Origin of the sequence: Cupriavidus sp. SZY C1, assembly GCF_032190535.1 — a bacterium.
In the GTDB taxonomy this organism is placed as follows: domain Bacteria; phylum Pseudomonadota; class Gammaproteobacteria; order Burkholderiales; family Burkholderiaceae; genus Cupriavidus; species Cupriavidus pauculus_C.
In genome coordinates, this window is the sequence record NZ_JAUANU010000014.1 from 62,326 (window position 1) to 86,182 (window position 23,857).

General features: G+C 69.9%; 22 protein-coding genes. 8 read left to right on the top strand and 14 right to left on the bottom strand.

The window, feature by feature from the left end:
- The first annotated feature begins 357 nt into the window (after positions 1–357).
- Entirely contained in the window at positions 358–2,046 is a 1,689-nt protein-coding gene (gene leuA, locus QTN24_RS20140; RefSeq protein WP_313839409.1) for a 2-isopropylmalate synthase, read from the top strand.
- A gap of 389 nt (positions 2,047–2,435) precedes the next feature.
- Entirely contained in the window at positions 2,436–3,041 is a 606-nt protein-coding gene (locus tag QTN24_RS20145; RefSeq protein WP_124686725.1) for an OmpW/AlkL family protein, read from the top strand.
- A gap of 174 nt (positions 3,042–3,215) precedes the next feature.
- Here the strand turns inward: QTN24_RS20145 and QTN24_RS20150 are convergent, their stop codons facing one another.
- On the bottom strand, positions 3,216–4,706 hold the full coding sequence (locus QTN24_RS20150) for an AMP nucleosidase (RefSeq protein WP_124685845.1): 1,491 nt from the start codon (positions 4,704–4,706) through the stop codon (positions 3,216–3,218).
- A gap of 259 nt (positions 4,707–4,965) precedes the next feature.
- Here QTN24_RS20150 and QTN24_RS20155 point away from each other — a divergent pair, with 259 nt between their 5' ends.
- Entirely contained in the window at positions 4,966–5,355 is a 390-nt protein-coding gene (locus tag QTN24_RS20155) for a GNAT family N-acetyltransferase (protein ID WP_124685844.1), read from the top strand.
- A 5-nt stretch (positions 5,356–5,360) separates the two neighbouring features.
- Here QTN24_RS20155 and QTN24_RS20160 read toward each other — a convergent pair whose 3' ends face one another.
- The 4 genes from QTN24_RS20160 to QTN24_RS20175 form a co-directional block, all read right to left on the bottom strand.
- Positions 5,361–6,101, bottom strand: a complete 741-nt coding sequence (locus tag QTN24_RS20160; RefSeq protein ID WP_409559063.1) for an NADPH-dependent F420 reductase — start codon at positions 6,099–6,101, stop codon at positions 5,361–5,363.
- Between the two features lie 198 nt (positions 6,102–6,299).
- Positions 6,300–7,277, bottom strand: coding sequence for a Bug family tripartite tricarboxylate transporter substrate binding protein (locus QTN24_RS20165; RefSeq protein WP_124685842.1), 978 nt, complete (start codon positions 7,275–7,277; stop codon positions 6,300–6,302).
- Positions 7,278–7,320: 43 nt separating this feature from the next.
- Complete coding sequence (locus QTN24_RS20170; protein WP_124685841.1) at positions 7,321–7,671, bottom strand: hypothetical protein; 351 nt, start codon at positions 7,669–7,671, stop codon at positions 7,321–7,323.
- A gap of 13 nt (positions 7,672–7,684) precedes the next feature.
- Entirely contained in the window at positions 7,685–9,049 is a 1,365-nt protein-coding gene (locus tag QTN24_RS20175) for an acyclic terpene utilization AtuA family protein (RefSeq protein ID WP_313839309.1), read from the bottom strand.
- A 126-nt stretch (positions 9,050–9,175) separates the two neighbouring features.
- Between QTN24_RS20175 and QTN24_RS20180 the strand changes: the two genes are divergently transcribed.
- Positions 9,176–10,078 carry a LysR family transcriptional regulator gene (locus QTN24_RS20180; protein ID WP_313839310.1) on the top strand — a complete coding sequence of 301 codons (903 nt, stop codon included), beginning with the start codon at positions 9,176–9,178 and terminating at the stop codon, positions 10,076–10,078.
- Positions 10,079–10,087: 9 nt separating this feature from the next.
- Here the strand turns inward: QTN24_RS20180 and QTN24_RS20185 are convergent, their stop codons facing one another.
- The 8 genes from QTN24_RS20185 to QTN24_RS20220 form a co-directional block, all read right to left on the bottom strand.
- Positions 10,088–10,867, bottom strand: coding sequence for an SDR family oxidoreductase (locus tag QTN24_RS20185; RefSeq protein WP_313839312.1), 780 nt, complete (start codon positions 10,865–10,867; stop codon positions 10,088–10,090).
- 40 nt (positions 10,868–10,907) lie between these two features.
- Positions 10,908–12,050 (bottom strand): ABC transporter substrate-binding protein, encoded by a 1,143-nt coding sequence (locus QTN24_RS20190; RefSeq protein ID WP_124685837.1) that lies wholly within the window; start codon positions 12,048–12,050, stop codon positions 10,908–10,910.
- A gap of 309 nt (positions 12,051–12,359) precedes the next feature.
- Positions 12,360–12,872 carry a DUF1269 domain-containing protein gene (locus tag QTN24_RS20195; RefSeq protein WP_124685836.1) on the bottom strand — a complete coding sequence of 171 codons (513 nt, stop codon included), beginning with the start codon at positions 12,870–12,872 and terminating at the stop codon, positions 12,360–12,362.
- A 165-nt stretch (positions 12,873–13,037) separates the two neighbouring features.
- On the bottom strand, positions 13,038–14,474 hold the full coding sequence (locus QTN24_RS20200) for an acetate kinase (RefSeq protein WP_313839316.1): 1,437 nt from the start codon (positions 14,472–14,474) through the stop codon (positions 13,038–13,040).
- 71 nt (positions 14,475–14,545) lie between these two features.
- On the bottom strand, positions 14,546–15,697 hold the full coding sequence (locus tag QTN24_RS20205) for a hypothetical protein (RefSeq protein ID WP_313839318.1): 1,152 nt from the start codon (positions 15,695–15,697) through the stop codon (positions 14,546–14,548).
- Between the two features lie 13 nt (positions 15,698–15,710).
- Positions 15,711–16,409: a C39 family peptidase gene (locus QTN24_RS20210; RefSeq protein ID WP_124685833.1), complete on the bottom strand. Its 699-nt coding sequence runs from the start codon at positions 16,407–16,409 to the stop codon at positions 15,711–15,713.
- Positions 16,406–16,867, bottom strand: a complete 462-nt coding sequence (locus QTN24_RS20215; protein ID WP_313839322.1) for a hypothetical protein — start codon at positions 16,865–16,867, stop codon at positions 16,406–16,408. The genes QTN24_RS20210 and QTN24_RS20215 overlap by 4 nt, the downstream gene beginning before the upstream one ends.
- Positions 16,868–17,048: 181 nt before the next feature.
- Positions 17,049–18,599, bottom strand: coding sequence for a hypothetical protein (locus QTN24_RS20220; RefSeq protein WP_313839324.1), 1,551 nt, complete (start codon positions 18,597–18,599; stop codon positions 17,049–17,051).
- 688 nt (positions 18,600–19,287) lie between these two features.
- On the opposite strand from QTN24_RS20220, the gene QTN24_RS20225 reads away from it, so the two are divergent.
- The 4 genes from QTN24_RS20225 (at position 19,288) to QTN24_RS20240 (ending at position 23,028) form a co-directional block, all read left to right on the top strand.
- The gene (locus QTN24_RS20225; protein ID WP_124685829.1) at positions 19,288–20,070 is read left to right on the top strand and encodes a GntR family transcriptional regulator; all 783 of its coding nucleotides are present in this window, start codon (positions 19,288–19,290) and stop codon (positions 20,068–20,070) included.
- 104 nt (positions 20,071–20,174) lie between these two features.
- Positions 20,175–21,191: a tripartite tricarboxylate transporter substrate binding protein gene (locus tag QTN24_RS20230; RefSeq protein WP_124685828.1), complete on the top strand. Its 1,017-nt coding sequence runs from the start codon at positions 20,175–20,177 to the stop codon at positions 21,189–21,191.
- The gene (locus QTN24_RS20235; protein WP_313839326.1) at positions 21,188–22,507 is read left to right on the top strand and encodes a 3-isopropylmalate dehydratase large subunit; all 1,320 of its coding nucleotides are present in this window, start codon (positions 21,188–21,190) and stop codon (positions 22,505–22,507) included. Before QTN24_RS20230 ends, QTN24_RS20235 begins: the two co-directional genes overlap by 4 nt.
- Positions 22,504–23,028: a 3-isopropylmalate dehydratase gene (locus QTN24_RS20240; RefSeq protein WP_124685826.1), complete on the top strand. Its 525-nt coding sequence runs from the start codon at positions 22,504–22,506 to the stop codon at positions 23,026–23,028. Before QTN24_RS20235 ends, QTN24_RS20240 begins: the two co-directional genes overlap by 4 nt.
- Here the strand turns inward: QTN24_RS20240 and QTN24_RS20245 are convergent.
- Entirely contained in the window at positions 23,003–23,758 is a 756-nt protein-coding gene (locus QTN24_RS20245) for a phosphoribosyltransferase family protein (RefSeq protein WP_313839329.1), read from the bottom strand. The genes QTN24_RS20240 and QTN24_RS20245 overlap by 26 nt on opposite strands.
- Positions 23,759–23,857 lie beyond the last annotated feature (99 nt).

The window sequence follows — 23,857 nt, forward strand, 5'->3', positions numbered from 1 at the left end:
GGCGGTTGACGGGTCCGCGCGTTTTGCACTACGCTTTGTCGTCCGTCCTGCCCCCAGGCCGGGCCGCCCCTTCTACCCGGTACGATGCAAGCCACTTCCCTCGACCTCCGCCACGCCGCTGATGCCCCGCGCATCGGTGCCGCCGTGCGCGCGCGCGTCGCGGGCCTGCTGTCGTGCCGCGCGCTGCGCGCTTCCTCGCTACTGCTAAGCCTACCGATCGGTTGCCGGGCCTAGTGCCGCGTGGCAGTTCGGCAGCCTTTCGCCACTCTTTTCCCTTTTTTCGTCGACGTGAAGCGTGCGCGTGCGCGCGGCGCCTTGCGTTGCCACTTTCCCGCGAGGAAGGAGATTCCCATGCCCATGTTGCGCAACCCGTCCGCCAAGTACCGTCCTGCCACCGTTGTCGACATCCCCGACCGCACCTGGCCGTCGCGCCAGATCACGCGCGCGCCGCGCTGGATGAGCACCGACCTGCGCGACGGCAACCAGGCCCTGATCGAGCCGATGAACAGCGCCCGCAAACTGCGCTTCTTCGAGCAACTGGTGGCGGTTGGCCTCAAGGAGATCGAGGTTGCCTTTCCGTCGGCGTCGCAGACGGATTTCGATTTCGTCCGCATGCTGATCGAGGAAAACCGCATTCCGGACGACGTGACGATCGTCGTGCTGACCCAGGCCCGCGAAGACCTGATCCGCCGGACCGTGGAATCGGTGCGCGGCGCCCGGCGCGCCACGGTCCACCTGTACAACCCCATCGCGCCGGCGTGGCGGCGCATCGTCTTCAATGCCTCGCGCGAGGAGATCAAGGAAGTGGCCGTGTCGGGCACGCGCCTGATTCGCGCGCTGACCGACGCCATGCCGGAAACCGCATGGTCGTACGAGTATTCGCCCGAGACCTTCAGCCTGGCCGAGCTCGATTTCTCCCTGGAAGTGTCCGACGCCGTGTCGGCCGTCTGGCAGCCCGACGCCGCCCGGCCAATGATCCTTAACCTGCCCACCACGGTGGAATGCAGCACGCCGAACGTCTTCGCGGACCAGATCGAATGGATGCACCGGCGCCTGGCGCGGCGCGAGCACATCGTGCTGTCCGTGCATCCGCATAACGACCGCGGCACCGCCGTGGCGGCGGCCGAACTGGCCGTGATGGCCGGCGCCGACCGCGTGGAAGGCTGCCTGTTCGGCAACGGCGAGCGCACCGGCAACGTCGACCTGGTCACGCTGGCGCTGAACCTCTACACGCAGGGCGTGGACCCGGAGCTCGATTTCTCCGATATCGACGCGGTGCGCCAGTGCGTGGAGCACTGCAACCAGTTGCCCGTGCATCCGCGCCATCCGTACGTCGGCGACCTGGTGTTCACGGCGTTCTCCGGCTCGCACCAGGACGCCATCCGCAAGGGCTTTGCGCAGCAGAAGCCTGACGCGATCTGGGAAGTGCCCTACCTGCCGATCGACCCGGCCGACGTGGGCCGCAGCTACGACGCCGTGATCCGCGTGAACAGCCAGTCCGGCAAGGGCGGCATGGCGTACCTGCTGGAGCAGGTGCACGGCATCTACATGCCGCGCCGGCTGCAGATCGAGTTCAGCCGCGCGGTGCAGGCGATGACCGACGAGACCGGCCTGGAAGCCAGCGCGGAAGACCTCTACGCGCTGTTCCGCCGCGAGTATCTGGACGTCGACGCGCCGGTGCGATTTGTCTCGCACCGCATGGTGTCCACGGCCGACAACGCCGTCGAGATCGAGATGGAACTGGTACGCGACGGCCAGCCGGCACGGGTACGCGGCAAGGGCAACGGGCCGATCGACGCGGCGGTCGACGCGTTCTCGCGCGGTCTGGGCATTGCCGTGCGTGTGATGGACTACCACGAGCACGCCATGACCACGGGCGCCGATGCCAATGCGGCCTGCTACGTCGAGGTGCGGGTCGGGGATTCGCCCACGGGCTTTGGCGCCGGCGTGGACGCCAGCATCGTGACCGCATCGCTGAAAGCCATGGTGTCGGGCGTGAACCGCCATCTGCAGGCCCGCGGCGGCGAGCAGGCCCGGGCCGCCTGAGCGGGCAACGCTGGCGCTGCCAGCGTGAAAAGCTGGTGTGCCCTGCCCCCACAGGGCACACCCTAAAAGACGTCCTGGCGGACGCCCACGACATGCGCGGTGCACGACCACGAGCGCACAGCGTACGGGCGCCGCGCCACGCGCGCCACGAATAAATCCGCATGTCCATAGAAGCTTCGGCGGCCGCTGGCAAGCACCGGCAAAGATCTGTCGCGCATACGCGACGCGCGGGCAGGGAGTTCCTGTCGGCTGTTGTTCACTTGTTTTGCGTCAAGGTTGAGCGCCTTTTCGCACGACACACTGGTCGCACTTTTTTCGATGTCCCGTGCTTGACCACCATGACAACTGCCAACACTCCCCGTCGCAAATCCCTCGTCTCCTCGCTCTGCATGGCGCTTGCCGCCGCCACGATCGGCACCCTTGCCGCGCCGGCCATCGCCGCCGACGACGCCCAGGGCAACTGGATGGTCCGCCTGCGCGGGACGTACCTGGACATGGCCAACAAGTCCGACCCCGTGGGCGGTGTCGGCGCGTCGGACCGGATCCACGTCAACAACAAATGGATTCCCGAAGTCGACATCACGTACTTCATCGTGCCGCACATCGCCGCCGAGCTGGTGCTGACCTACCCGCAGAAGCAGGACGTCAGCCTGGACGGCAGCCGGATCGGCTCCTTCAAGCACCTGCCGCCCAGCCTGCTGCTGCAGTACCACTTCCTGCCGAACGGCACCTTCCGCCCGTACGTAGGCCTGGGCGTGAACGCCACGCGCGTCTACGGCGTGGACCTGGCCGGCGGCACGCTGGGCCTGGACCGCTGGAGCGTGGGCCCGGCGGTGCAGATCGGCATGGACTACAAGATCAACAAGAACTGGTTCCTGAACGTCGACGCCAAGAAGGTCTGGATCTCCAGCAACGTGTACTCGAACGGCGTGAAGGTCTCCACGGTCAACCTCGATCCGTGGCTGTTCAGCGCGGGCGTCGGCTACCGCTTCTGAGGCCTGGGCGCGGCAGCGCCCAAACACTTTCCACTTGTCTCCTCGAGGAAGGGCCGCCCAACCGGCGACCTTTCCGTCTCACTGCGCGCGGCAATCCCGCGCGCTTTTTTATGGGCGCGCGGGGGACGGGGAAGGGGGATGGGGAGACGCCACGAGGACCGTGGCGCCAGTGGGTCAGCGGAAGGCCGGCTCGTCGAAGCTGCGCAGCTTGCGGGAATGAAGCTGCTCGACGCCATTCTCGCGCAGGATGCGGATTGCTTCGAGCCCGATCGTCATGTGCTGGCTGACGCGCTGGCGATAGAACGCGTTGGCCATGCCGCGCAGCTTCAGTTCGCCGTGCAGCGGCTTGTCGGACACGCACAGCAGCGTGCCGTACGGCACCCGCAGCCGGAAGCCGTTGGCGGCCACGGCCGCGCTTTCCATGTCGATGGCGATGGCCCGCGACTGGTTGAAGCGCGCGTAGAGCGACTTCGATTTCAGTTCCCAGTTGCGGTCGTCGGTGGACACCACCGTGCCGGTGCGCATGCGGGTCTTCATCTCGGTGCCGGACAGCCCCGTGACGCGCGCCACGGCCTCCTGCAGCGCCACCTGGATCTCGGCGATCGGCGGCACCGGCACCCACGGCGGCAGATCGTGGTCCAGCACGTGGTCGTCGCGCACGTAGGCGTGCGCCAGCACGTAGTCACCGAGTTGCTGGGACCGGCGCAGGCCGCCGCAGTGGCCCACCATCAGCCAGCAATGCGGCCGCAGCACGGCCAGGTGATCGGTCATGGTCTTGGCATTGGATGGGCCCACGCCGATGTTCACGAGCGTCACGCCCAGCCCGTCCTCGCGCACCAGGTGGTAGGCCGGCATCTGCGGCAGCGCGCGCGGCCGCGTGGCGTCCTCGGGCTCCACGCCGCCAAGGTCCTGCACCACGTCGCCCGGCTCGACGAACCGCACGTAACCGTCGCCGCCATCGGTCGACATCAGGCTGCGGCCCAGCGCCACGAATTCGTCGACGTAACGCTGGTAGTTCGTGAACAGCACGAAGCGCTGGAAGTGCTGCGGCGCCGTGCCCGTGTAGTGGTACAGCCGCTGCAGCGCCAGGTCCACCCGTTCGGCGGAGAACAGCGACAGCGGCCACGCCTCGCCCGGCGTGGGCTCGAAGGTGCCGTTGGCGATGGAGTCGTCGATCCGGCTCAGTTCGGGCAGCACGAACGACGCTTCCAGCTCGCGTGCCTGCGTGTAGCTGATGTCGGTGGTCGACGCCTCGATCACGAACGGCAGCGGGATCGGCCGGCGCGACAGCCCTACGACCACCGGCACGCGGTGATAGCGCATCAGGCGCTCGATCTGGTCGCGGTAGTAGTCGCACAGCAGGTCCGGCCGGGTCACCGTGGTGCCGTAGACGCCGGGGTAGGCCACCGTGCCCCACGACGGGCGGCTGTCGGTGACCATCGTCTCCAGGTTGACGGAGATGCCGAGGTACGGATAGCACGCGTGCGCGGCCGACGGCAGGGGCTTGCCCTGGGCGAACGCGTCGAAGCGCGCGCGCACCGCCGCCACGGAGCTGTCGTAGATCTCGCGGATGCGCGCCAGCGCGTCATCGGCATCGCTGAATTCGGCCAACTGGTCGGCCGGGTGTGCGGAAGAGAAGATCGGGGCGTCCATGGCAGCCATCATACCGCCAGCCTTGGCGCCGCGACAGGCCATCGGCCCCCGCCGCGGGCGCGCGCTGGCGGGGGCGTTGCTGCGTGCGGACGCTCGCACTCCGCGGCCAAAGTTGTTTGACGCCGCCGCATCCGCTTCGCTACACTCTGCGCCGAAATACGCGACAAATCAGCGCGATACATCGCGCGAATCGCGGCGCAGCCGCTCTGCGTCCCCCACTTCCGGAGGGGCTGCTCGCATGCGCTCCGGAATCACGCAGGAGGAATTGTCGATGGAAATCCGTAATCCGTTGCCCGCCGAGATCGAGGCAGCCCGGCTGCTGCTGGCTGCCAACGGCTGGGAACAACGGGTCGGCAATCCCGAGCGCTTTGCCCAGCTCATCGCCAACTCGCAGCGCGTGGCGGTGGCCGTGGAGCACGGCGAAGTCATCGGCTTCGCACGCGCCCTGTGCGACGACATCTCCAATGGGTATATCTCGATGGTCGCGGTCGCGCCCCAGCACCGGCGGCGCGGCATCGGCCGCGCGCTGCTGCGCCACGTGATGGGCAACGATCCCGACATCACGTGGGTCCTGCGTGCGGCGCGGTCCTCGGAGGCAGCCTTCTTCGGCCAGCTTGGCTTTACGCCCTCGATGGTGGCGATGGAGTGGCGCCGCCGCTAGGCCGCCTACTGCGCCATCGCGCGCCGGAATTCCTCGGCCGTACCCATCTGGCGGAACAGCTTGCCCCCCGGCGCGAACCGGTCCGCCGACGACAACCCGCCCACCACCACCGGTTCGAATCCCACCGCCCGCACCAGCGCCGATGCCACGGCCAGCGCCTCGGCATCGTCGGCCGCCAGCGGCACCGCCATCGGCGGCCCGCTGCGGTGGCTTTCCCGCGTGAATTCCGCCGCGCCCGTGAAATTGAACGCGCGGACGATGCGCGCACCCTTCAGGTACTTGGCCGTCGTCGCGCCGATGCCGTTGGCCTTGACCTCGTCGACGATGGCGCCGTCGCGCGCCGCGATGGCGTTGGTGGCGTCGAGCACGATCTTGCCCTGCCAGCGGTGCTGCTGCCCCACCTCGGGCACCGCGCTGTAGGGCACGGCCAGCAGGATCACGTCGGCAAAGGCCAGCGCCTGGGCCACCGTGCCGGTGCGGGCCAGCGGGCCCAGCGGATCGGCCAGCGACTTCAGTTCCTCGGGATGGCGCGACGCGAACATGACCGGATGGCCGGCCTTGACGAACAGGCTGCCCACGGCGCCGCCCAGCCGTCCCGATCCGACCACGCCGATCTTCAACCGCGCCGGCTCGCGCGTGCCCTGCGCCATGGCATGCCCGGCCGGCACCGTCAGCAGCATGCTCCAGCCGCCTGCGATCAGCACCCTGCGCCGCCCGTGCGACATCCCGCGAAATCCGTGTGCCATGGCCTGTCTCCCGCTTGCTTCCTCCGATCACTCTAGGCGAAAACGCGCGCCAGCGAGCCGCTGGCCTGTCAAGGGAATGTCATGCCCGGCGCCCCGGACCGGCGCGCGGCCATGTGCCGCGGACGCCGCACGCCCGGCTCGCCCCGCCATAACAGCAACGCCCCGGCACCTGCCGGGGCGTACCCGTTTCTGCGGGCCTTATTCGGGCTGGATATTGGCCGCCTTGATGATGCGGCCCCACTTGTCCGATTCCTGCGACTGGAACTTGGCCAGCTCGGCCGGCGTGCTGGTGAAGATGTCGGTACCCGTGGTCTTGTAGAAGTTCGACGCCGTCTCGCTCCTGGCCGCCTTCACCAGCATCTGGTTCAGCTTGGTCACCACGGCGGGCGGCGTGCCGGCCGGGGCGTAGGCCGCGAACCAGTAGCTCATCTCGTAGCCCTTGACGCCGGCCTCGTCGATGGTCGGCACGTCGGGCGCCAGCGGCGAGCGCGCCTTGCCGGACACGCCCAGCGCGCGCAGCTTGCCGGTCTTCACCTGCGGCAGGCCGGTGGCCGTGTCGGTGATCATCATCTGGATCTGGTTGCCCAGCAGGTCGGTGATTGCCAGCGGATTGCTCTTGTACGGCACGTGCAGAAGCTGCACGTGGGCCATCTGCTGGAACAGCTCGCCGGCGATGCGCGACGACGAACTGCCGCTGCCGAAGCTGAGCTTGCCCGGTTCCTTCTTCGCCAGCGCGATGAATTCCCCGACGGTCTTGGCCGGCACCTGCGGATTGACCACCATGATCTGCCCACCCCGGCCCAGCGCGGACAGCGGCGCGTAGTCCTTCACCGGGTCGTACGGCAGCTTCTTGAACAGGTGCTCGTTGGCGGCGTGCGTGGTGTTGGTGGTGATCAGCACCGTGTAGCCGTCCGGCGCGGCCTTGGCGACATCGGTGGCGGCGATGAAGCCATTGGCGCCGGGCTTGTTGTCGACCACGACAGTGGCCTTGCTGTCGACCGTGACGGCCTGCCCGATGGCCCGGGCAAGCTGGTCCGTGGCGCTGCCGGCCGCGAACGGCACGACAAAGCGGATCGGCTTGTCCGGGAACTCGGCCCAGGCGCTGCCCGCGGGCAGGGCCAGGCACGCGAACGTGGCAAGGGCGGCAACGGCCAGCGGCCTGCGAATTCCGTACATCTGTGTCTCCTCGAATCGTTTTGACATTGGGACGGCTCGGCAATCATGCAGTGCCGCCGGCGAGCCGCGGCGGCAGGGGGATCGGCAGGCCCAGCAGCAGGAACGCGAGTGCCTTGCCGTGGGTGTCCAGGTTCAGCGCGTCGTTGACGCCGCCGTCCAGCACGCCGTCGATCACGAAGTTCATGGCCTGGATGGACGGCACCACGTACCGCCTGACGGCCGTGGGCCGGCGCGCGGCAAACAGCGCGCGCACGGCGTCTTCGGTGACGTGGGCCACGAGGTGGTCGAAGTCGCGCGCATCGTAGGCAATCACGCTGATGTTCGAGCGGTCGCCCTTGTCGCCGGTGCGGCCGTGGGCAAGCTGGTAGAGCGGCACGGTGTGGGTCGTGTTCATGGCGGCTCCGGGGTCAGGCGTCGACAAAGGCATGGCGGACGGTCACCGCATCGCGCGGCACCAGGCAGGACGTGGCGTTCAGCCGCGCGCGCATGGCCGTGCGCACGCCCCCGCCGCCGGCCGGGCCGCAGGTATAGAGCGCGTTGACCTCGCGCAGCAGCGCCTGGGCGACGGCCTGGTCCTCGTGGGCCAGCGCGGCCCGCAGGCGCACGTCGCGCGCGGCGGCCTCGCCGGCCTGCGGCGGCGCCAGCATCGTTCCGGCATCGTCGCCAAACACGCTCAGCACGCCGATCAGGTCGAAGCGGATCGCCACGTCGAAGCCCAGCATCTGCATGCGCCGGCGCACGATATCGGCGGCCAGCCGGGCGCGCGCGGCGGCGTTGGGGCCGGCATAGGAAATCTCGCCCTCGGCAAACCAGCCGCCGTGGTGGAACAGGTTGGCCTTCAGTTGCGCCGGGCGGGCATGGCCGCGGATGTTGCGCACGGCCACGCAGTCGGGGCCCACCTGCTCGACGCTGACCGCGCCGATATCGGCCACCACGTCGGGCGTCAGGTAGGCACAGGGGTCGTGCACTTCGTAGAGCAGTTGTTCCTTGACGGTGCGCAGGTCGACGCAGCCGCCGGTATCGGCCGCCTTGAAGATCTCGATGCCGCCATCGGCGTCTAGCCGGGCGATCGGGAAGCCCACCGCGTGCACGTCGGGCACGTCCTTCATGCCGGGATCGGCAAAGTAGCCGCCGCTGACCTGCGCGCCGCATTCCAGCAGGTGCCCGGCCATGGTGGCGGCGGCCAGCCGGTTCCAGTCGTCCCAGGCCCAGCCGAAGTGCGCCATCGCCGGCCCCACGGCCAGCGCCGGGTCGGCCACGCGGCCGCAGACCACCACCTGGGCGCCGTCGCGCAGCGCATCGGCAATCCCCTGCGCGCCGATGTACGCATTGGCGCAGACAAAGCGCGCGTCCGGAAACGCGTCGCCGACGATGCCGCGCAGCAGCTCGCGCCCGGCGTCATGCGACAGGTCGTCGCCTTCCACCACCGCCACGCGCGGCCGTGGCAGCCCCAGTTCGGCAGCCAGCGCGACGATGCGCCGCGCGGCGGCCCGCGGATTGGCGGCGCCAAAGTTGCCGATGATCGGGATGCCGTGGCCCAGGCACAGGCCCAGCACCGGCGTCATCAGGTGGTCCAGCAGCGGCTCGTAGCCATGTTCGGGGTTGTTGCGGCGCGCCAGTTGCGCCAGCGCCAGCGTGCGTTCGGCCAGCGTCTCGAAGATCAGCGCGGCCGGGCCGCCGGCGGCAATCAGCGTGCGCACCACGGGCAGGGCGGCATCGGTGCGGTCGCCGGAGAATCCGGCGCCGGACCCGATCAGCAGGGGAGCAGTCATGGGCGTGGCAGCGTCTGGCAGGAGTGAACGGCGATCCCATTCTAGGGCCGGCTTCTGCCCCGCCAAAACGGATTATTTGGATTAATCTATCGACTTCCCAGATCAATCCTCCGCCCCCGCCCCGCCATGCTGTCGAACCTCTCGGTCAAGCACCTGCGCGCCTTCGTGGCGCTGGCCACGCATCGCAACTTCACCCGGGCGGCGCAGGCGTGCCACCTCTCGCAGTCGGCCTTCAGCACGCTGATCCAGACGCTGGAGGACCAGGCGGGCAGCCGGCTGTTCGAGCGCACCACGCGCCACGTGGACCTGAGCGCCGACGGCCGCCGCTTCGAGGAAGTCGCCACCCGCCTGCTGGCCGACTTCGAAACCGCGTTCGAGGACCTGCGCGACCACGCCGAGCGCCGCAAGGGCCGCGTGGCCATCGCGGCGCTGCCGTCGCTGGCCGGTGGCGACCTGCCGCCGCTGATGGCCGATTTCCATCGCCGCTACCCCGGCATCTCGCTGGCGCTGTACGACCAGCTGGCCGATGGCTGCATCGACATGGTCCGGCGCGGCCAGGCCGACTTTGCGCTGGCGCCGGCCCCGGCCCAGGACGCCGACCTGCGCGTGGAATCGCTGGTCCACGACACCTTCCACCTGGTCTGCCCGGCCGATCATCCGCTGGCCGCCAGGCGGCGCATCGCCCCGCAGGCGCTGGCCGGCCTGCCGTTCATCCAGCTATCGCGCACCAGCAGCGTGCGCCAGCACCTGGATGCGGCCATGCATCCGCTGAAGCTCAATGGGGTGATGGAGGTGGAACACCTGGCGACGGTGGCGGCGCTGGTGGAGGCCGGGCTGGGCGTGTCGGTGGTGCCGGCGCTGGCGCTGTTCCAGTTCCGCCGCGAGGGGCTGGCCGTGCGGCCGATGCAGATGCCGGCGCTGGTGCGCGAGATCTGCCTGGTGCGGCTCAAGGACCGCGGCGATTCGGCGGCGTCCGCCGCGATGATCGATTGCCTGCGCGCGCACTACGGGCGCGGCGCGCGCCGGTGAGCGTATCGCTCAGAAGTGGCCCAGATAGCCGCCGTCGACGGCCAGCACCTGCCCGGTCACGTACGACGCCGCCGGCGACGCCAGGAACACCACGGCGCCCGCCACTTCGGCCGGCTGGCCCCAGCGGCCCAGCGACGTGCGGTTGCGCAGCCATTCGGCCACGGTTTCATCGTCGACCATGGCCTGGTTCGGCTCGGTGGCAAAGTAGCCCGGCGCCACGGCGTTGACCGTGATGCCGTGCCGGCCCAGGTCGGCGGCCATGGCCCGCGTCAGGGCGTCCAGGCCGCCCTTGGTGGCGGGATACAGCACGTCGTTGGCACGCGCCACCTGTCCCGCGATCGACGTCACGTTGACGATGCGTCCGTAGCCGCCCTGGTGCATCCTGCGCGCCGCATGGCGGCACAGCGCGTACGGGGCCACCAGATTGGTCTCCAGCATCGCGCGCAGGTCCTGGGCGTCCAGGTCGGCCATGCCGCTGCGCTGGCGGGCGCCGGCGTTGTTGACCAGGATGTCGAGCCGGCCGTGCCGCGCGTCGAGATCGGCAAACGCCTGCGCAACGGCGGCTTCGTCGGTGATGTCAAGCGCCAGGGCTTCCGCGCTGGCGCCGCGCGCCAGCAGGTGGTCGATGGCGTGGTCCAGCCGTGCGGGGCTGCGCGCGCAGACGATCACGTGGGCGCCGGCATCGGCCAGCGCCTCGGCCATCGCCAGGCCAAGGCCCTGCCCGCCGCCTGTGACCAGGGCCACGCGGCGGGCCAGAGAGAAAGGATGGACTGCGGGGGTCGTCGCCATGGCGGCCACTATACCGCAGCCCGCCGGGCGCGGCGGGGCCTCAGCGGATCAGCTTGCCGGTCGACGAGACGATCGACATCTCGACGAACGACGAACCGGTATGGCGGGCCGGGCTGTAGCTGATCAGGATGCCGCCCAGGTCGTAATCGCGCAGCCCTTCCAGCGCGGTCACCAGCTTCTCGCGCGTGGGCTCGGGCCCGGCGCGGCGCAGCCCTTCCACCAGCACCTTGGCCGACATGAAGCCTTCCATGCCCGCGTTGCTGGGCTCCTGGTTCTGGGCCTTGGCCAGCCCGCGGTACTCGCTGGCGATGCTCATCTGGCTCGAATTCATCCCCGGCACCACCTGCGTGATGATCAGCCCCTTGCCGTCCTCGCCCAGGTCCTTGATGAACGAATCGGCCGCGTTGTTCGACAGCGTGACGAACTGCGCCTGGCTGCCGCCCTTTTTCATCTCGCGGATGATCCGCGCCGCCTCCGACCCCGACCCGATCACCATCACCGCCTGCGGGTTGGCCTTGTTCAGCGTGGCCACGCCCTGTGCGATGTCGCCCATCGGCCGGTTGAACGACGCCGCGCCGGCCGGCTGCACGCCGCGCGCCTGGAGCGCCGTGTTGAAGCCTTCGAACACGTCCTGGCCGAAGCCGTCGTTGGCGTAGAAGATGGCGATGCGGCTCATGCCCGACGTGGCCAGGTGGTTGATCGCGCGGGCCACCTCGTCCTGGTACTTGGCGCGCACGTTGAACACGTAGCGGTTGACGGGCCGGTGCAACGTGATGGCGCCGGTCAGCGGGGCGATCAGCGGTACCTTCTCGGCGCCGATGATCGGCAGGATGCTTTCGTTCTGCGGCGTGCCGCGCACCATGAACAGCGCGAACACCTTGTCCTCGCCAATCAGCTTGCGGACGTTGTCGGGCGTGCGCTTGGCGTCGAAGCCGTCGTCGTAGGTCAGCAGCTCGATGCGCCGCCCCGCCACGCCGCCGTTGGCGTTGATGTGGTTCAGGTAGACCTGCGCCCCGGCGATCTGCTCCTTGACGGAGCCCGCGACCGGGCCGCTGACACCGGCCGACTGGCCGATCCGGATGGTGGACTTGGTGATGCCCGGTTCGGCGTGTGCCGCCATGGGCGTGACAAACCCGAGCGCGGCGGCAAGCATGCCGCACGCGACGTATCGTGCGTTCCTCATTGTGACCCCTCCAGTAGCGCTGGCTTTAATAGTGTTCTTGAGCTGCCCGCGCGCAGGCGCTGGCGCATCGGCCGATGCGCCGCGCGGCGGCTCACGAAAAGTACCTTAACGGGGGTAATTGTTCAAATCGGGGAACAATCGACGGGCGGGAACTGTTGCTGCGGCAGCACACCGCGAACGGACTGGTCCGGTTGACGTTTCGGGTGTGGCCGCAGCGTGGCGCATGACGGGACATGCGCCGAGGCGCGCCGGTCAGGGCGCGTGGATCAGGCCGGGACGCGGGCCGCCGGGGCCCACGGCACGGGCAACTCAGGGAAAGGCCGGGACGGCGGGGTCCAGGCCGGCAAAGCGGGCTTCCGGATGGGCGTTCTGCAGCAGCGTCTCGATTTCCTCCACGCGGCCGCGCGGCACGTCCACCATCAGCAGCAGCTTGCCCGACTCGATATCCTTCTCGAACACGCGCAACCGGCTGTTCGGGGCCGAGCTGCCGATCATGCTCGATGCCCACGCGCCGAACACCGCGCCCAGCACCGCCAGCACGCCGACCAGGCCCCACTGCGGGGTATCGCTGACGATCGGGAACATCGCCACCACCACGCCTGCCACGATGCCCACGCCACCGCCCACCATCAGGCCCATTTCGGCCGCGTGGACGATGTCCGAGGTCTGGAACAGGTTGGCTTCGTGCAGGCCCGTCATGTCGGCGCCGTCGCGTCCCACGAAGTGGATGTGGCGGTTCTCGATGCGGGCCAGCAGCAGGTCGTCCATGGTGCGGCGGGCGCTCGCCAGGTCCGGCAACAACCAGAAGATCCGTTTGCGCATGACTTGCCTCCTCTGTCAGGCCGCCCCGGAACATGGGTCATCCGTCAGGGACGGTTTCGTTCGTTCTACTCTCTCCGCCGGCCCAGCGCAAGGCACCGAACGGCCGACTGCGCGGCGTGCCGCACCGCATGGATTTCCAACGTCACGTTGCGCCGCATCATCGCCTCAGAATGTGATCGGCAGGCGCACGGTGACGGTCAGGTCGGGCGTGTCGCGCGTGAGCCCGGCGCCCACCGACAGGTTCAGCGTGTAGCGGTTGTTGAAGCGGTACGAGTAGCCCACCAGCAGCGTGCCCTGCGTGATCCGCACCGACCCCGGGATGGTCTGCCCGTTCTGCTTGGTTGGCCAGATGATGCTCTGGTCGTAGCCGATACTGAACGACGCATGCTCGTTCAGCGACAGGCCCATGCCGAAGTTGAACTGGAAGATGTCGCCGGGCGAGATCTTGCCCAGGAACTCCTTCTCGCCGTTCAGCACGGTGCGGCTGATGTTGTCGCGCGCAAAGTTGTGCAGGTAGCTGAACGTGCCGAAGAACACGGCCGGATCGGTCGGCAGCAGCCACGTCACGCCCGGCTGGATGGCCTGGAAGCCCGTGCCCGTGGGCATGCCCAGCGGCAGGCCGGTGCCCGTGGTGTTGCTCACGCAGCGGGTGACGCAGTCGGTCACCACCTCGAACGGGTCGCGCCCCGTGTTCGACTTGTAGCGCAGCCACCCGATGAAGAACGGCATCTTCTCGTTGCCGTAGTTGAGCTGGTAGCGCAGCGTCGCCTCCACGTCGCCCAGCCCGCTGCCGCTGGAGCTGAACACGTTGTCGAACGCGGTACCGGTGAAGACCTCGCGGCTCACCGTATCGCTGCTGGAATGCACGTACGGGATTTTCGCTTCGATCTCCAGCCGCTTGGTGATGCCGTAGCGGAACGCCATCGCGCCGATGTAGGTGGACGTCTTGACCTGCCGCACGTCCACCAGCCCGATCAGGATGGCCGGAATGACCGTGTAGCCCACCAGCGCCACGCGGTCGCTGGACGAGTAGCCGTACTGGAAGCTGGGCTCCACCACGAGCTTGTTGGCCGGCGTCAGCACGCCGGGCTGGTCGAAGATCGGCGCGATCTCGGGCGGCCGGGTCTCGCGCTCGGGCGGCCGGCCCACCGGTTCCTCCACGCCCGCGGCGGACTCGCCCGGCTGGGCGGCCTGCGCCTGCGGCGGGGCGTCCGGCGGCGCGGCCACGGGTGCCTGCTGGGCCTGCACGCCCTGCTGCGCGGTGTTGTTGATCTGGGTGGCGCTGGCGGCCGCGCCCGCGGCGGCGGCATTGGTGGCCATGTTGCCGCCGGTCACGCCCGCGCCCTGCCCGCCGCGCTTGTGCGACAGCGTGTCGCTGTTCACCGTGTTGCGCAGTTCGCGGATGGTGGCCTGCTGTTCGGCCAGCGCGCGCCGCATTTCCTCTAGCTGGCGGGCCTGGACGGCCAGTTCCTTCTGCAGCGCTTCCAGCCGCGAGGCCGCTGGCGGGCCTGCATCCGGCGATGTCTGCGCCTGTGCCATGCCGCCCAACAGCAGCATCGAGCATCCGGCATAGCCGATGCCCTGCAGCGAACGCTTCTTCATGACGTCTTCCTCCCCCGGGGACGGCGGGCAAACCGCAGGGCCCGCACCTGTTCGTTCACGACTTTCGCGATTTACCTCAGTGCCGCGGACCTTTGCATGACGCTGTTCAACGCGGTGTTTGCCATCTGTGAGCGGAACGCCGCCAGGGTGTTCACGCTTGCGTTGAGGGTCATCAGGCTCTGGATGTTCTGGTTGTTGAGGTTATTCTGGATCACGGTGCCCGGCATGTTCGATACCGCACCCATGTTTGCCGAGTTGCCCGCGCCGTTCTGGATCACGGTCAGCAGGCCGTTGGTGACGATGGTGCCGGCGCTGGCCACGGCCTGCTGCGCCGCGCCCGATGCACCGGCGGCAATTGCCGAGGCCCCGGCCGCCGCAGCGCTGGCCGTGCTGCTGGCCGTGCCCGCCGCGCCCTGGGCCGCCGCTGCGGCGCCGTTGGCGGCCGTGGTGGCGGCCTGCCCGGCCTGTCCCGCCGCGCCTTGGGCCGCCGCGGCGGCGGCCTGCGCCGACGCCACCGCGGCGTTGGCCGCACTGTTGGCGGCATTCACCGCCACCGTGACATGGCCCAGCGCCTGCGCCAGCTGCGCCGCCTGCGCGGCCGTGATCGCGCTGATATCGGGAATCGTGATGCTGGTGGATACCGCCAGCGCGCCGTTCACGAACACGGCGCGGTCGATGCCGAAGCCCACCTGCAGGCCGCCGGCGTCAAAGCCGCCGCGCGATTCCTCCAGCCGCGCCTCCGCCACCGGCTTCCAGCCGGCCATCTGCTTGCGGGCATCGGACACCGGCTTGACGGGCTCGCGCGTGGCCAGCGTCATGGCGGCGGCCAGCGGATCCTGCGCCGGGTGGTGCTTCGCCACGCTGGCCTTGTCCACCGGCAACACGCGCGCCGGCGCCGGCTGGGCCTTGGGCAGCGCGCCCAGCACCGCATGCGCGGGCGCCGTCATGACGCCCGGCACGGTCGGTACGACGGCCTCTGCCTGGGTGGCCACATCGGCCGGCCGCTCCGCGGGCAGTTCCACGGCGGCCGGCAGCGCCGTCATGTCGACGGCCATCGCCACCGCCACGTCGGCATGGCTGGCCGGCTCCGGTGGATCGCTGGCCAGGCTCTCGGTATTGGCCTGGGCGTGTCCCGCGCAGGCCAGCCCCGCGCCAAACAGCACGGCGGCCGTGGCATGGCCGGCGCTGCGTCTTGGCGGGGGTGAATCGGTGGTTCGGGCCATGATGTTCCTCAGCTCAGAAATCAGAGATGCCATGCTTGGGCATGACGGTGAAGAACAGACTGTCTCGCGGCACGCCTGTGGAATATGGCCCGGTCGGCGCTACCCGCCAGTCCGACGCCTGGTTGAAACGGGCCTGGTCGGTCCGGTTGTGGATCACGAACAGCAGGCTGCTGTCCCAGATCCGTTCGAAGTAGTCACGCTCCAGCGCGCGGGTGCCCCGCGCCGGGTCGCCAATCAGGACACGGTTGCCCTTGACGCCCTTCACCACGACGAAATGGTGGTAGCCGTTCTCCACGATCAGCACGATCGCCGGGATCTGCGCTTCCTCCAGCTTCGATAGCGGCAGCTCGTAGCCGTCGGCCTGGAAGCCGCGCGACTCCAGGAACCGCTTCATGTCGAGCAGCGAGAAGCCCTCGGCGCGGATCTTGGCCTGGTCGCCGTTCACGTACATGTTCGCGAACACCGTCTGCTCGGTCGTCGGAAAGTTGTACTGGTACGTCAGCAGCGTGGCCACGGCCGCCGAGCCGCAACTGAAGTCGTATTGCTGCCGGATGGTCGTGCGGAACCGCGCCTCGCGCAGGCTCGTGACCGGCACGTAGTACGAGTTGCCCTGGTCGCCGGGCACGCGGATCGTGTCGGCGTGGGCGCTGGCGATGCCGCCCAGCGCCGCCGCCAGCAGGACGGCCCTTCCCAGCAGGCTGCGCATGATCATTTGAACTGGACGTTGAGGATGGTCGCGTTCTGGATCAGTACGTTGTTGCCGGAGTTCTGGATTACCGTCGGCAACCCCGCGGCGTTCGAGAACGAGCCGTCGGCCACGATGTTGCTGCCGGAGAACGTGTTGACGGCGGCGTTGTCGCCAACCGTGCCGTGCAGGCGCATGTCGTTGACCACCACTTCGGCGCCGCCGCGCACGTCGTCCAGCTTCTGGGTCGCCACGGCCCTGGCCGCCGTGCCGAAGATGTTCGGTTTCTGGCCCTGGTCCGGCGTCATCGCCGCGACACTGGCCGCTGCGCCCGCCACCGCGGTGGCTGCGCCGGAATCACTGCCCGCGACCGCGCTGGCCGTGGCGGATGCCTCGGCGCCGGGCGGCCCTGCATTGGCCTGGGCAAATGGCCAGACCAGTAAGGCTGTCGACAGCGTGACGACAGCTCGGCGTAGCGATCGCATGGTGCGTCTCCCCTTGTGCGCCCCGGGCAGTGGCGTGGGCCGCCACCGCCGCGAACCTGCAGGCCTGCCGGCCGATGCGGGCCCGCGCGGCAAACCTGCGCCGCGCGGCCCCGCCCTGCCGGATTGAACCCTGGCGGCCCGGTCCCGCTCCGTGCGGAACGGAACAGAGCGCGCCAGCCGCTTACCTGCCAACGTTCATGTTGGCCTGCACATTGACGCTTTGCTGCACCAGCGATGCCATGCCGCTGTTCTGGTTGGCGATCATGATGCCCGCCGCCGACTGACCGACGCTGGTCATGGCGTTGGACATGTTGAACGTGCCGGCATCGACGTAGTTGGTACCGCCGGCACCGCCAGCGCCACCCACCGCACCATTGCCCGCACCGCCCGTGCCGCCATTGCCGACGCCGCCGGCACCACCCGCACCGCCGGGGCCCGATGCCGCGCCCACCGCACCGGCTGCGCCCGTGGCGCTGCCATTCGAGGCCGTGGTGGTCGAGCTGCCATTGGTGGCCGAGCCGCCGCCGCCGCCAGCGCCCGCGACGCTGTTCTGCGCGCCGCCCGCACCGCCGGTGCCCGTGCCGGTGCCGGCCGTGGCCGCACCCGCCGTCGACGTGGCCGCACCGCCGGCGCCGCCCGTGCCCGAGCCTGCGCCGCCAGATGCCGTGGCCGTAGCCGCGCCACCCGCCGCGCCCGCACCGCCGGTGCCGGTGCCTGCCGCGCCGGTACCCATGCCGGTACCGGTGCCGGTGCCGGAGCCCGCGCCGCCTGCGCCTGCCGTTGCAGTGCCGGTACCGCCGGCACCCGCGCCGCGCTCGTTCGACGTGTTGGTCGAGCCGCTGCTGCCGCCGGCACCCAGGCCAGCGCCCAACCCGCCGCCCAGGCCGGAGCCGCCGCTGCCGCGCGCATAGCCGCCATCGCCACCGGCGCCGCCGCGCGAGCCTGCGCCCGCACTGCCGCCCGCACCCAGGGCCGAGCCGCCGCGTCCGCCGGCGCCCAGGCTCGCGGTCAGGGCGCTGCCGCCCGCGCCGCGGCCATTGCCGCCATCACCGCTGGCGCCGCTGGCATTGCCGCCGCGTCCGCCGGTGCCGGCCCATGCGCCGTCGTTGTAGGCCGATCCCGACGTTGCGCTGCCGTTGGTGGCCGAGCCGCCATTGCCGCCCGAGCCGCCGTTGCCGCTGGCGCCGCCGTTGCCGCCGTTGCCACCGCTGCCGCCCTGGCCGGTACCGCCGGTACCCGCGCCGCCCGCGCCGCCGGTGGCGCCTGCCGCGCTACCGCTGTTGGTGGCGTAGTTGCCGATGTTGGAGATGGTGTTGCCCGACACGGCGCCGTTCAGCCGGCTCACCGCCAGCGCGCGGCTGGAGTTGAACGCGTTGCTGAAGTTGGCCGTGGCCGAGCTGCCGTTGGCCGCCGCCGCGTTGCCGTAGCCGCTCATGTCCTGGTCGGTACGGTTGCGCGAATTGGTGGCCGTGGAGGTACGGGTCGACGTGCGGTTCGACGTCAGCGTGGCCGTCCGGGTGTCGGTGGACGTGGAGGTCGACGTGCTGCGGTCGGAATTGTCCTGGGTAGCCGTGGCGTTCTCGTTGGCGTTGGCCCCGCCACCGGACTGCGTGGAATTCGCGGTGGCGGTCTGCTCGTTCCCGCCTCCGGTCGTGTTGTTGTTGGTCGGATTCGCCCAGGCAGTGCTAGCGAAGGCCAGCGCGATTGCCGACGCGAGTAAAGTCTTTTTCATACGAAGCTCCCAGGAAGTTTGTTGCAGCGGCTCAGCCTCCGGCCGGCGCTCTCGGGAACAGCGGCTGGAGGTTCAGGTCCGGCACGGTTGCCAGACCAGCCGCCCATTGCGCATATTCGGTGCCAGCGCGCCCCCTTTCGGCGAAAAGCTCTGGAAATACAAGGGCCCGCGCCGTTTCGGAGGAGAACTTTCCTGGTGCATTTGCCCTGCCGCAGGGCGCGGGGCCTGTGCTTGGCAGTAGACATGTCACACCGTTGTGACATAGGTTGGGACCGGTAGCCGGCCATCGGCCGAACCCCTGCGGAAAATCGGCTTCCATTCAAGGAGTTAGCACGTACCCCCGCGCAAACCCGCGCGCGGGCGCGCCGTAACGGCCATGAAACAACGCTGGCCGGGTGGACGGTATGCCGCGCAGGCGGTGCCGGCCGCGCGCACCATGCCGGGTCGCGGCCGGACCGCCCGGGCACCGCCCCGTACGGGTGAGCCGGACACGCCGGCGCGCGGCGTGAATCCATCCGTGGCGGCCGCCTTTCTTGCGGAACCGGTGCACCGCCCCGGCGCGCAACGGGTAATGCCGCGTAATACCGCGGCGTCGGCGCCACTAGGGTGTTTCATGCTAGGCTCTATGTCTGATTTAACGTACATTAGTCCCATCAAGGACTTGTTAGCGCATGCGCCAGGCAAAACCATGAGTGAAGCCGTCGTTCCCCTGTATCACCAGATTTACGTGGTGCTCCGCCAGCAGATCGTGGAAGGCCGTTTCGGTCAGGGCCCGCTGCCTGGCGAGATCGACCTTGCCAAGCAGTTCCACGCGTCGCGCGTGACCATGCGGCGCGTGTTCGACCGCCTGGTGCAGGAGGGCCTGGTGCGCCGGCATCGCGGCCTGGGCACCTTCGTCAATCCGCACCCGGTGAAGCCCGCCGCCAGCGAGGAACGCGCCACGAGCCTGCTCGGCACCATCATCGACATGGGCGAGAAGACGTCGGTCAAGGTGATTTCGATCGACGAGGTGCACGCCACCCCCGACGTGGCCGAGGCGCTGAAGATCCAGACAGGCGATCCCGTCATCAAGATCGTGCGCGTGCGCCACTACCGCAGCCGGCCGCTGTCGCACATCACCACCTACCTGCCCGCCGACCTGGGCCGCCCGCTGGCCCGCCACGACCTGGAAACCAAGCCGATGCTGCGCCTGCTGGAAGCAGCCGGCGTGGAACTGGGCCGCGCCTCGCAGGTGCTGACCGCCCGCCTGGCCGACGTGGTGGTGGCCCCGCTGCTCGATGTGCCCGTGGGCGGCGCGCTGCTGGCGGTGCGCCGCGTGGTGCTGGACAAGGCCGGCCGCCCGGTGCAACTGCTGATGGGCCAGTACCGGCCCGACCGCTACGAATACCGCATGGAGCTGTCCCCGATGGGCGGCGGCGACAGCGCCAACGTCTGGGTCGAGAACGAAACCCGCACCGGCCTGCGCGACTGACCCGCGCGGCCACGACGTTTTCCTGCCACGCAGGCGGCATTTCCGGGCGACGCGTTTCACGCCATACTGCGCACTCCTGATCACATCGTCGAGGAGCCATCGTCATGCCAGTCGTTCGCCCGGGCGTGTTCCAGCCTGCCCGTCCCTCCGCCCATTCCCGCCGCCGCCGCGTGCTAGCGCTGCTGGCCCTGGCGCCAATGCTGGCGATGCCGGCCGCGCACGCGGCCATCGCCGGCGGCAAGCCGATCCGCATCCTGGTAGGCGCCCCGGCCGGCGGCACCACCGACACGCTGGCGCGCACCATCGCCCAGGAAATGTCGCAGACGCTTGACCAGCCCGTGGTGGTCGAGAACCGGCCCGGCGCGGGCGGCAACATCGCCGCCGACATGGTGGCCAAGAGCCCGGCCGACGGCACCACGCTGCTGATGAGCTTCACCAGCCATACGATCAACGCCACGCTGTACAAGAAGCTGCCGTTCGATCCGATCGCCGATTTCACGCCGATCACGCTGGTGGCCAACGTGCCGAGCGTGCTGGTGGCCACGCCCAGGCTGCCGGCCAACAACATCCCCGAACTGATCCGGCTGGCGAAGGCCCAGCCCGGCAAGCTGAACTTCGGCATCGGCTCGGTGGGGTCGTCGGTGCATCTGGCCGGCGACATGTTCAAGATGATGACGGGCACCTACATCGTCAACATCCCGTACAAGGGCACCACGCCGGCCATTACCGACCTGCTGGCCGGCCAGGTGGACCTGATGTTCGCCAGCACGCTCAACGTGGCGCAGCACGTGAAGGCCGGCAAGCTCAAGGTGCTGGGCGTGACCAGCCCGGCGCCGCTGCCGCAGTTCCCCGGTGCGCAGCCGATTGGCGCGACGGTGAAGGGCTTCGAGTCGAGCGCGTGGTTCGGCCTGTTCGGCCCGGCCAACCTGCCGCCCGAGATCACCCAGACGCTCTACCAGGCCGCGCGCCAGGGGCTGGAGCAGCCGGCCGTGCGCAAGCGGCTGGAGACCGACGGCGCGCAGCCCAGCGGCATGGCGCCCGACGCGTTCGCCAACTTCGTGAAACAGGACGTCAAGCGCTGGGCCACCGTCGTCCGGTATTCCGGAGCCCAGCCGGAATGACGCTGTCCAGCGGCAACGCCGTCGATCCCGTCCGGCTGCCCGCCACGCTCGCCCAGAAACTGGTGGCGCGCGCGGCCGGCGTGGACCATGTCACGCCGGGCAGCATCGTGATGTGCAAGGTGGACCTGGCGATGTCGCACGACTCCAGCGGGCCGCGCCGCGTGGCGCCGCTGCTGCGCGAACTGGGCGCCCGCGTGTGGGACCCGGCGCGCTTCGTGGTGGTGACCGACCACTACCTGCCGGCCGCCGACCCCGATGCGGAAGCGATCCTGCGCTTCACGCGCGACTGGGTACGCGACGCCGGCATCCCGAACTTCATCGACGGGCAGGGCATCTGCCACGTCGTACTGCCCGAGCGCGGCTTTGTGCTGCCGGGCCGCTTCATCGTCGGCGGCGACAGCCACAGCCCCACGGGCGGCGCGTTCGGCGCCTACATGTTCGGCGTGGGCGCCACCGAGATGGCTGGCGTGCTGGCCACCGGCGAGATCTGGCTGCGGGTGCCGCAGACCATCCGCATCGACTGGCAGGGCGCGCTGGCCGACGGCGTCTGCGCCAAGGACATCATGCTGTGCCTGTGCGCCACGCTGGGGCTGGGCGGCGGCCGGTACGAGGCCATCGAGTTCACCGGCCCGGCCGTGGCCGCGCTGCCGATGCAGGAACGCATGACGCTGACGAACATGTGCACCGAGCTGGGCGCGCAGACCGGGCTGATCGCCCCCGACGCGACGACCATGGCATGGCTGGCGCAGGCCGGGGTGGACGCGGCCACGCTGGCGGACATCGATCCGCGCCCGTGGCGCAGCGACGCCGATGCGCCGGTGCTGGCCACCCACCGCTTCGACGCCTCGGCGCTGGCCCCGCACGTGGCCGCGCCGCATTCGCCGGCCAACAGCGCGCCCGTGGCGCAGGCGGCGGGGCAGGCCATCGACATCGCCTACATCGGCGCCTGTACCGGCGCCAAGCTGGAAGACCTGCGGATGGCGGCGCGCGTGCTGCGCGGGCGCAAGGTGGCCGCGGGCGTGTCGCTGCGCGTGGCGCCGGCGTCCGTGCGCGACCAGCAGGTTGCCGCGCAGGACGGCACGCTCGGCGTGCTGATCGATGCCGGCGCCGAACTGCTGCCGAACGCGTGCAATGCCTGCGCCGGCTATGGCGCGTCGCGCTTTCCGGCCGGCAGCCGCGCGATTGCGTCCACGGCGCGCAATTTCGCCGGCCGCATGGGCGATGCCGGCAGCGCGGTCTGGCTGGCGTCGCCCTATACCGTGGCGGCCACCGCCGTCACCGGCCGGATCACCGACCCGCGCGCGATGCTGGCATGACCCCCGTCCCCGACTTCGAACACCCGCCCGCCGGCCGCATCTGGCGCTTTGGCGACGACATCGACACCGACGCCATGGCGCCCGCGCCCTATATGAAGGGTGGCATCGACACGCTGGCCCGCCATTGCCTGGAAAACCTGCGACCGGAGTTCCCGACGACCGTCCGGCCGGGCGATATCGTGGTAGCGGGCACCAACTTCGGCATGGGTTCATCGCGCGAGCAGGCGCCGCAGGCGCTCAAGCACCTGGGCGTGTCGGCGGTGCTGGCCGGCTCGTTCGCGGGCCTGTTCTACCGCAACGCGATCAATATCGGCCTGCCGGTGCTGGTCTGTCCGCAGGCGGCCACGCTGCCCGACGGCGCGCGGGCGACCTTCGATCTCGATGGCGCGCAGCTGCACCTGGACGATGGCAGGCGCGTGCCGTGCGATCCAGTGCCAGACTTCCTGCGCGCGCTGCTGCACGCCGGCGGGCTGATCCCGCACCTGAAAGCGCGCTTCAGGGGGCCAGCGGGCCAGCCCTGAAGGCAGGCTCGCCGCGCGGACGGGTGGCCACGGGCGGCAGCACCGACGCGCACGCGGCCGCGCGCAGCAGCGCCATGGCCTCGTCGTCGCTGGTCTGCGAGAAATCCAGATAGAACGCGCCCACCGCGCCAAAGCTGGCGGGGGTGTTGAGGCAGACGACCTCGTCGGCCACCTCGCGCAGCTTGTCCAGCCCCTCGGCCGATCCCACGGGCACGGCCGCCACGATCCTGGCCGCGCCGGCCGCGCGCGCGGCGTCCAGCGCGGCCCGCATGGTGGCGCCGGTGGCCACGCCATCGTCCACCACGATCACGCAGCGGCCTGCCATGGCCACCACGGGGCGGCCTTGGCGGTAGCGCTGCTGGCGGCGGCAGATCTCGCCCAGTTGCCGGCCGCGCTCGGCATCGAACGCGCCCGATTCCACCGCGCGCCGCGCCCACGGGTCTTCATTGATCACGGTGTGCGGCCCGTGGCCGCTGGCATCGCCCTCCACGACCGCGCCGAGCGCCAGTTCCGGATAGCCGGGCGCGCCGATCTTGCGGACCAGCAGGATGTCGAGCGTGCCATGCAGGGCCAGCGCCACCTCGTGCGCCACGGGCACGCCGCCGCGCGGCAGGGCAAGCACCAGCGGCGCGTCGCCACTGGCGGGGCGCGCGTAGCCGAGTTCGGCCAGGCGGCGGCCCAGGTACTGGCCTGCCTCCCGGCGGTCGGCAAAGCAAGGCGGCAGACTCATGGCGGACTCCTGCGGGGGTGGCAGGGAAGTGAAGAACCGCTTCTGGGGGCGGTTCCACAGTGACTATAGTCCCGCGCCGCATGGCCTGGCGGGATTTCT

What these genes read in the sequence shown, in the direction of transcription:
- QTN24_RS20160 (WP_409559063.1), bottom strand. Translation starts at nt 6,101, where the DNA reads ATGGCACACGGATTTCGCGGGATGTCGCACGGGCGGCGCAGGGTGCTG.
- QTN24_RS20235 (WP_313839326.1), top strand. Translation starts at nt 21,188, where the DNA reads ATGACGCTGTCCAGCGGCAACGCCGTCGATCCCGTCCGGCTGCCCGCC.
- QTN24_RS20195 (WP_124685836.1), bottom strand. Translation starts at nt 12,872, where the DNA reads ATGCGCAAACGGATCTTCTGGTTGTTGCCGGACCTGGCGAGCGCCCGC.
- leuA (WP_313839409.1), top strand. Translation starts at nt 358, where the DNA reads ATGTTGCGCAACCCGTCCGCCAAGTACCGTCCTGCCACCGTTGTCGAC.
- QTN24_RS20190 (WP_124685837.1), bottom strand. Translation starts at nt 12,050, where the DNA reads ATGAGGAACGCACGATACGTCGCGTGCGGCATGCTTGCCGCCGCGCTC.
- QTN24_RS20170 (WP_124685841.1), bottom strand. Translation starts at nt 7,671, where the DNA reads ATGAACACGACCCACACCGTGCCGCTCTACCAGCTTGCCCACGGCCGC.
- QTN24_RS20220 (WP_313839324.1), bottom strand. Translation starts at nt 18,599, where the DNA reads ATGAAAAAGACTTTACTCGCGTCGGCAATCGCGCTGGCCTTCGCTAGC.
- QTN24_RS20245 (WP_313839329.1), bottom strand. Translation starts at nt 23,758, where the DNA reads ATGAGTCTGCCGCCTTGCTTTGCCGACCGCCGGGAGGCAGGCCAGTAC.
- QTN24_RS20210 (WP_124685833.1), bottom strand. Translation starts at nt 16,409, where the DNA reads ATGATCATGCGCAGCCTGCTGGGAAGGGCCGTCCTGCTGGCGGCGGCG.
- QTN24_RS20205 (WP_313839318.1), bottom strand. Translation starts at nt 15,697, where the DNA reads ATGGCCCGAACCACCGATTCACCCCCGCCAAGACGCAGCGCCGGCCAT.
- QTN24_RS20150 (WP_124685845.1), bottom strand. Translation starts at nt 4,706, where the DNA reads ATGATGGCTGCCATGGACGCCCCGATCTTCTCTTCCGCACACCCGGCC.
- QTN24_RS20175 (WP_313839309.1), bottom strand. Translation starts at nt 9,049, where the DNA reads ATGACTGCTCCCCTGCTGATCGGGTCCGGCGCCGGATTCTCCGGCGAC.
- QTN24_RS20230 (WP_124685828.1), top strand. Translation starts at nt 20,175, where the DNA reads ATGCCAGTCGTTCGCCCGGGCGTGTTCCAGCCTGCCCGTCCCTCCGCC.
- QTN24_RS20180 (WP_313839310.1), top strand. Translation starts at nt 9,176, where the DNA reads ATGCTGTCGAACCTCTCGGTCAAGCACCTGCGCGCCTTCGTGGCGCTG.
- QTN24_RS20200 (WP_313839316.1), bottom strand. Translation starts at nt 14,474, where the DNA reads ATGAAGAAGCGTTCGCTGCAGGGCATCGGCTATGCCGGATGCTCGATG.
- QTN24_RS20185 (WP_313839312.1), bottom strand. Translation starts at nt 10,867, where the DNA reads ATGGCGACGACCCCCGCAGTCCATCCTTTCTCTCTGGCCCGCCGCGTG.
- QTN24_RS20155 (WP_124685844.1), top strand. Translation starts at nt 4,966, where the DNA reads ATGGAAATCCGTAATCCGTTGCCCGCCGAGATCGAGGCAGCCCGGCTG.
- QTN24_RS20225 (WP_124685829.1), top strand. Translation starts at nt 19,288, where the DNA reads ATGAGTGAAGCCGTCGTTCCCCTGTATCACCAGATTTACGTGGTGCTC.
- QTN24_RS20165 (WP_124685842.1), bottom strand. Translation starts at nt 7,277, where the DNA reads ATGTACGGAATTCGCAGGCCGCTGGCCGTTGCCGCCCTTGCCACGTTC.
- QTN24_RS20145 (WP_124686725.1), top strand. Translation starts at nt 2,436, where the DNA reads ATGGCGCTTGCCGCCGCCACGATCGGCACCCTTGCCGCGCCGGCCATC.
- QTN24_RS20240 (WP_124685826.1), top strand. Translation starts at nt 22,504, where the DNA reads ATGACCCCCGTCCCCGACTTCGAACACCCGCCCGCCGGCCGCATCTGG.
- QTN24_RS20215 (WP_313839322.1), bottom strand. Translation starts at nt 16,867, where the DNA reads ATGCGATCGCTACGCCGAGCTGTCGTCACGCTGTCGACAGCCTTACTG.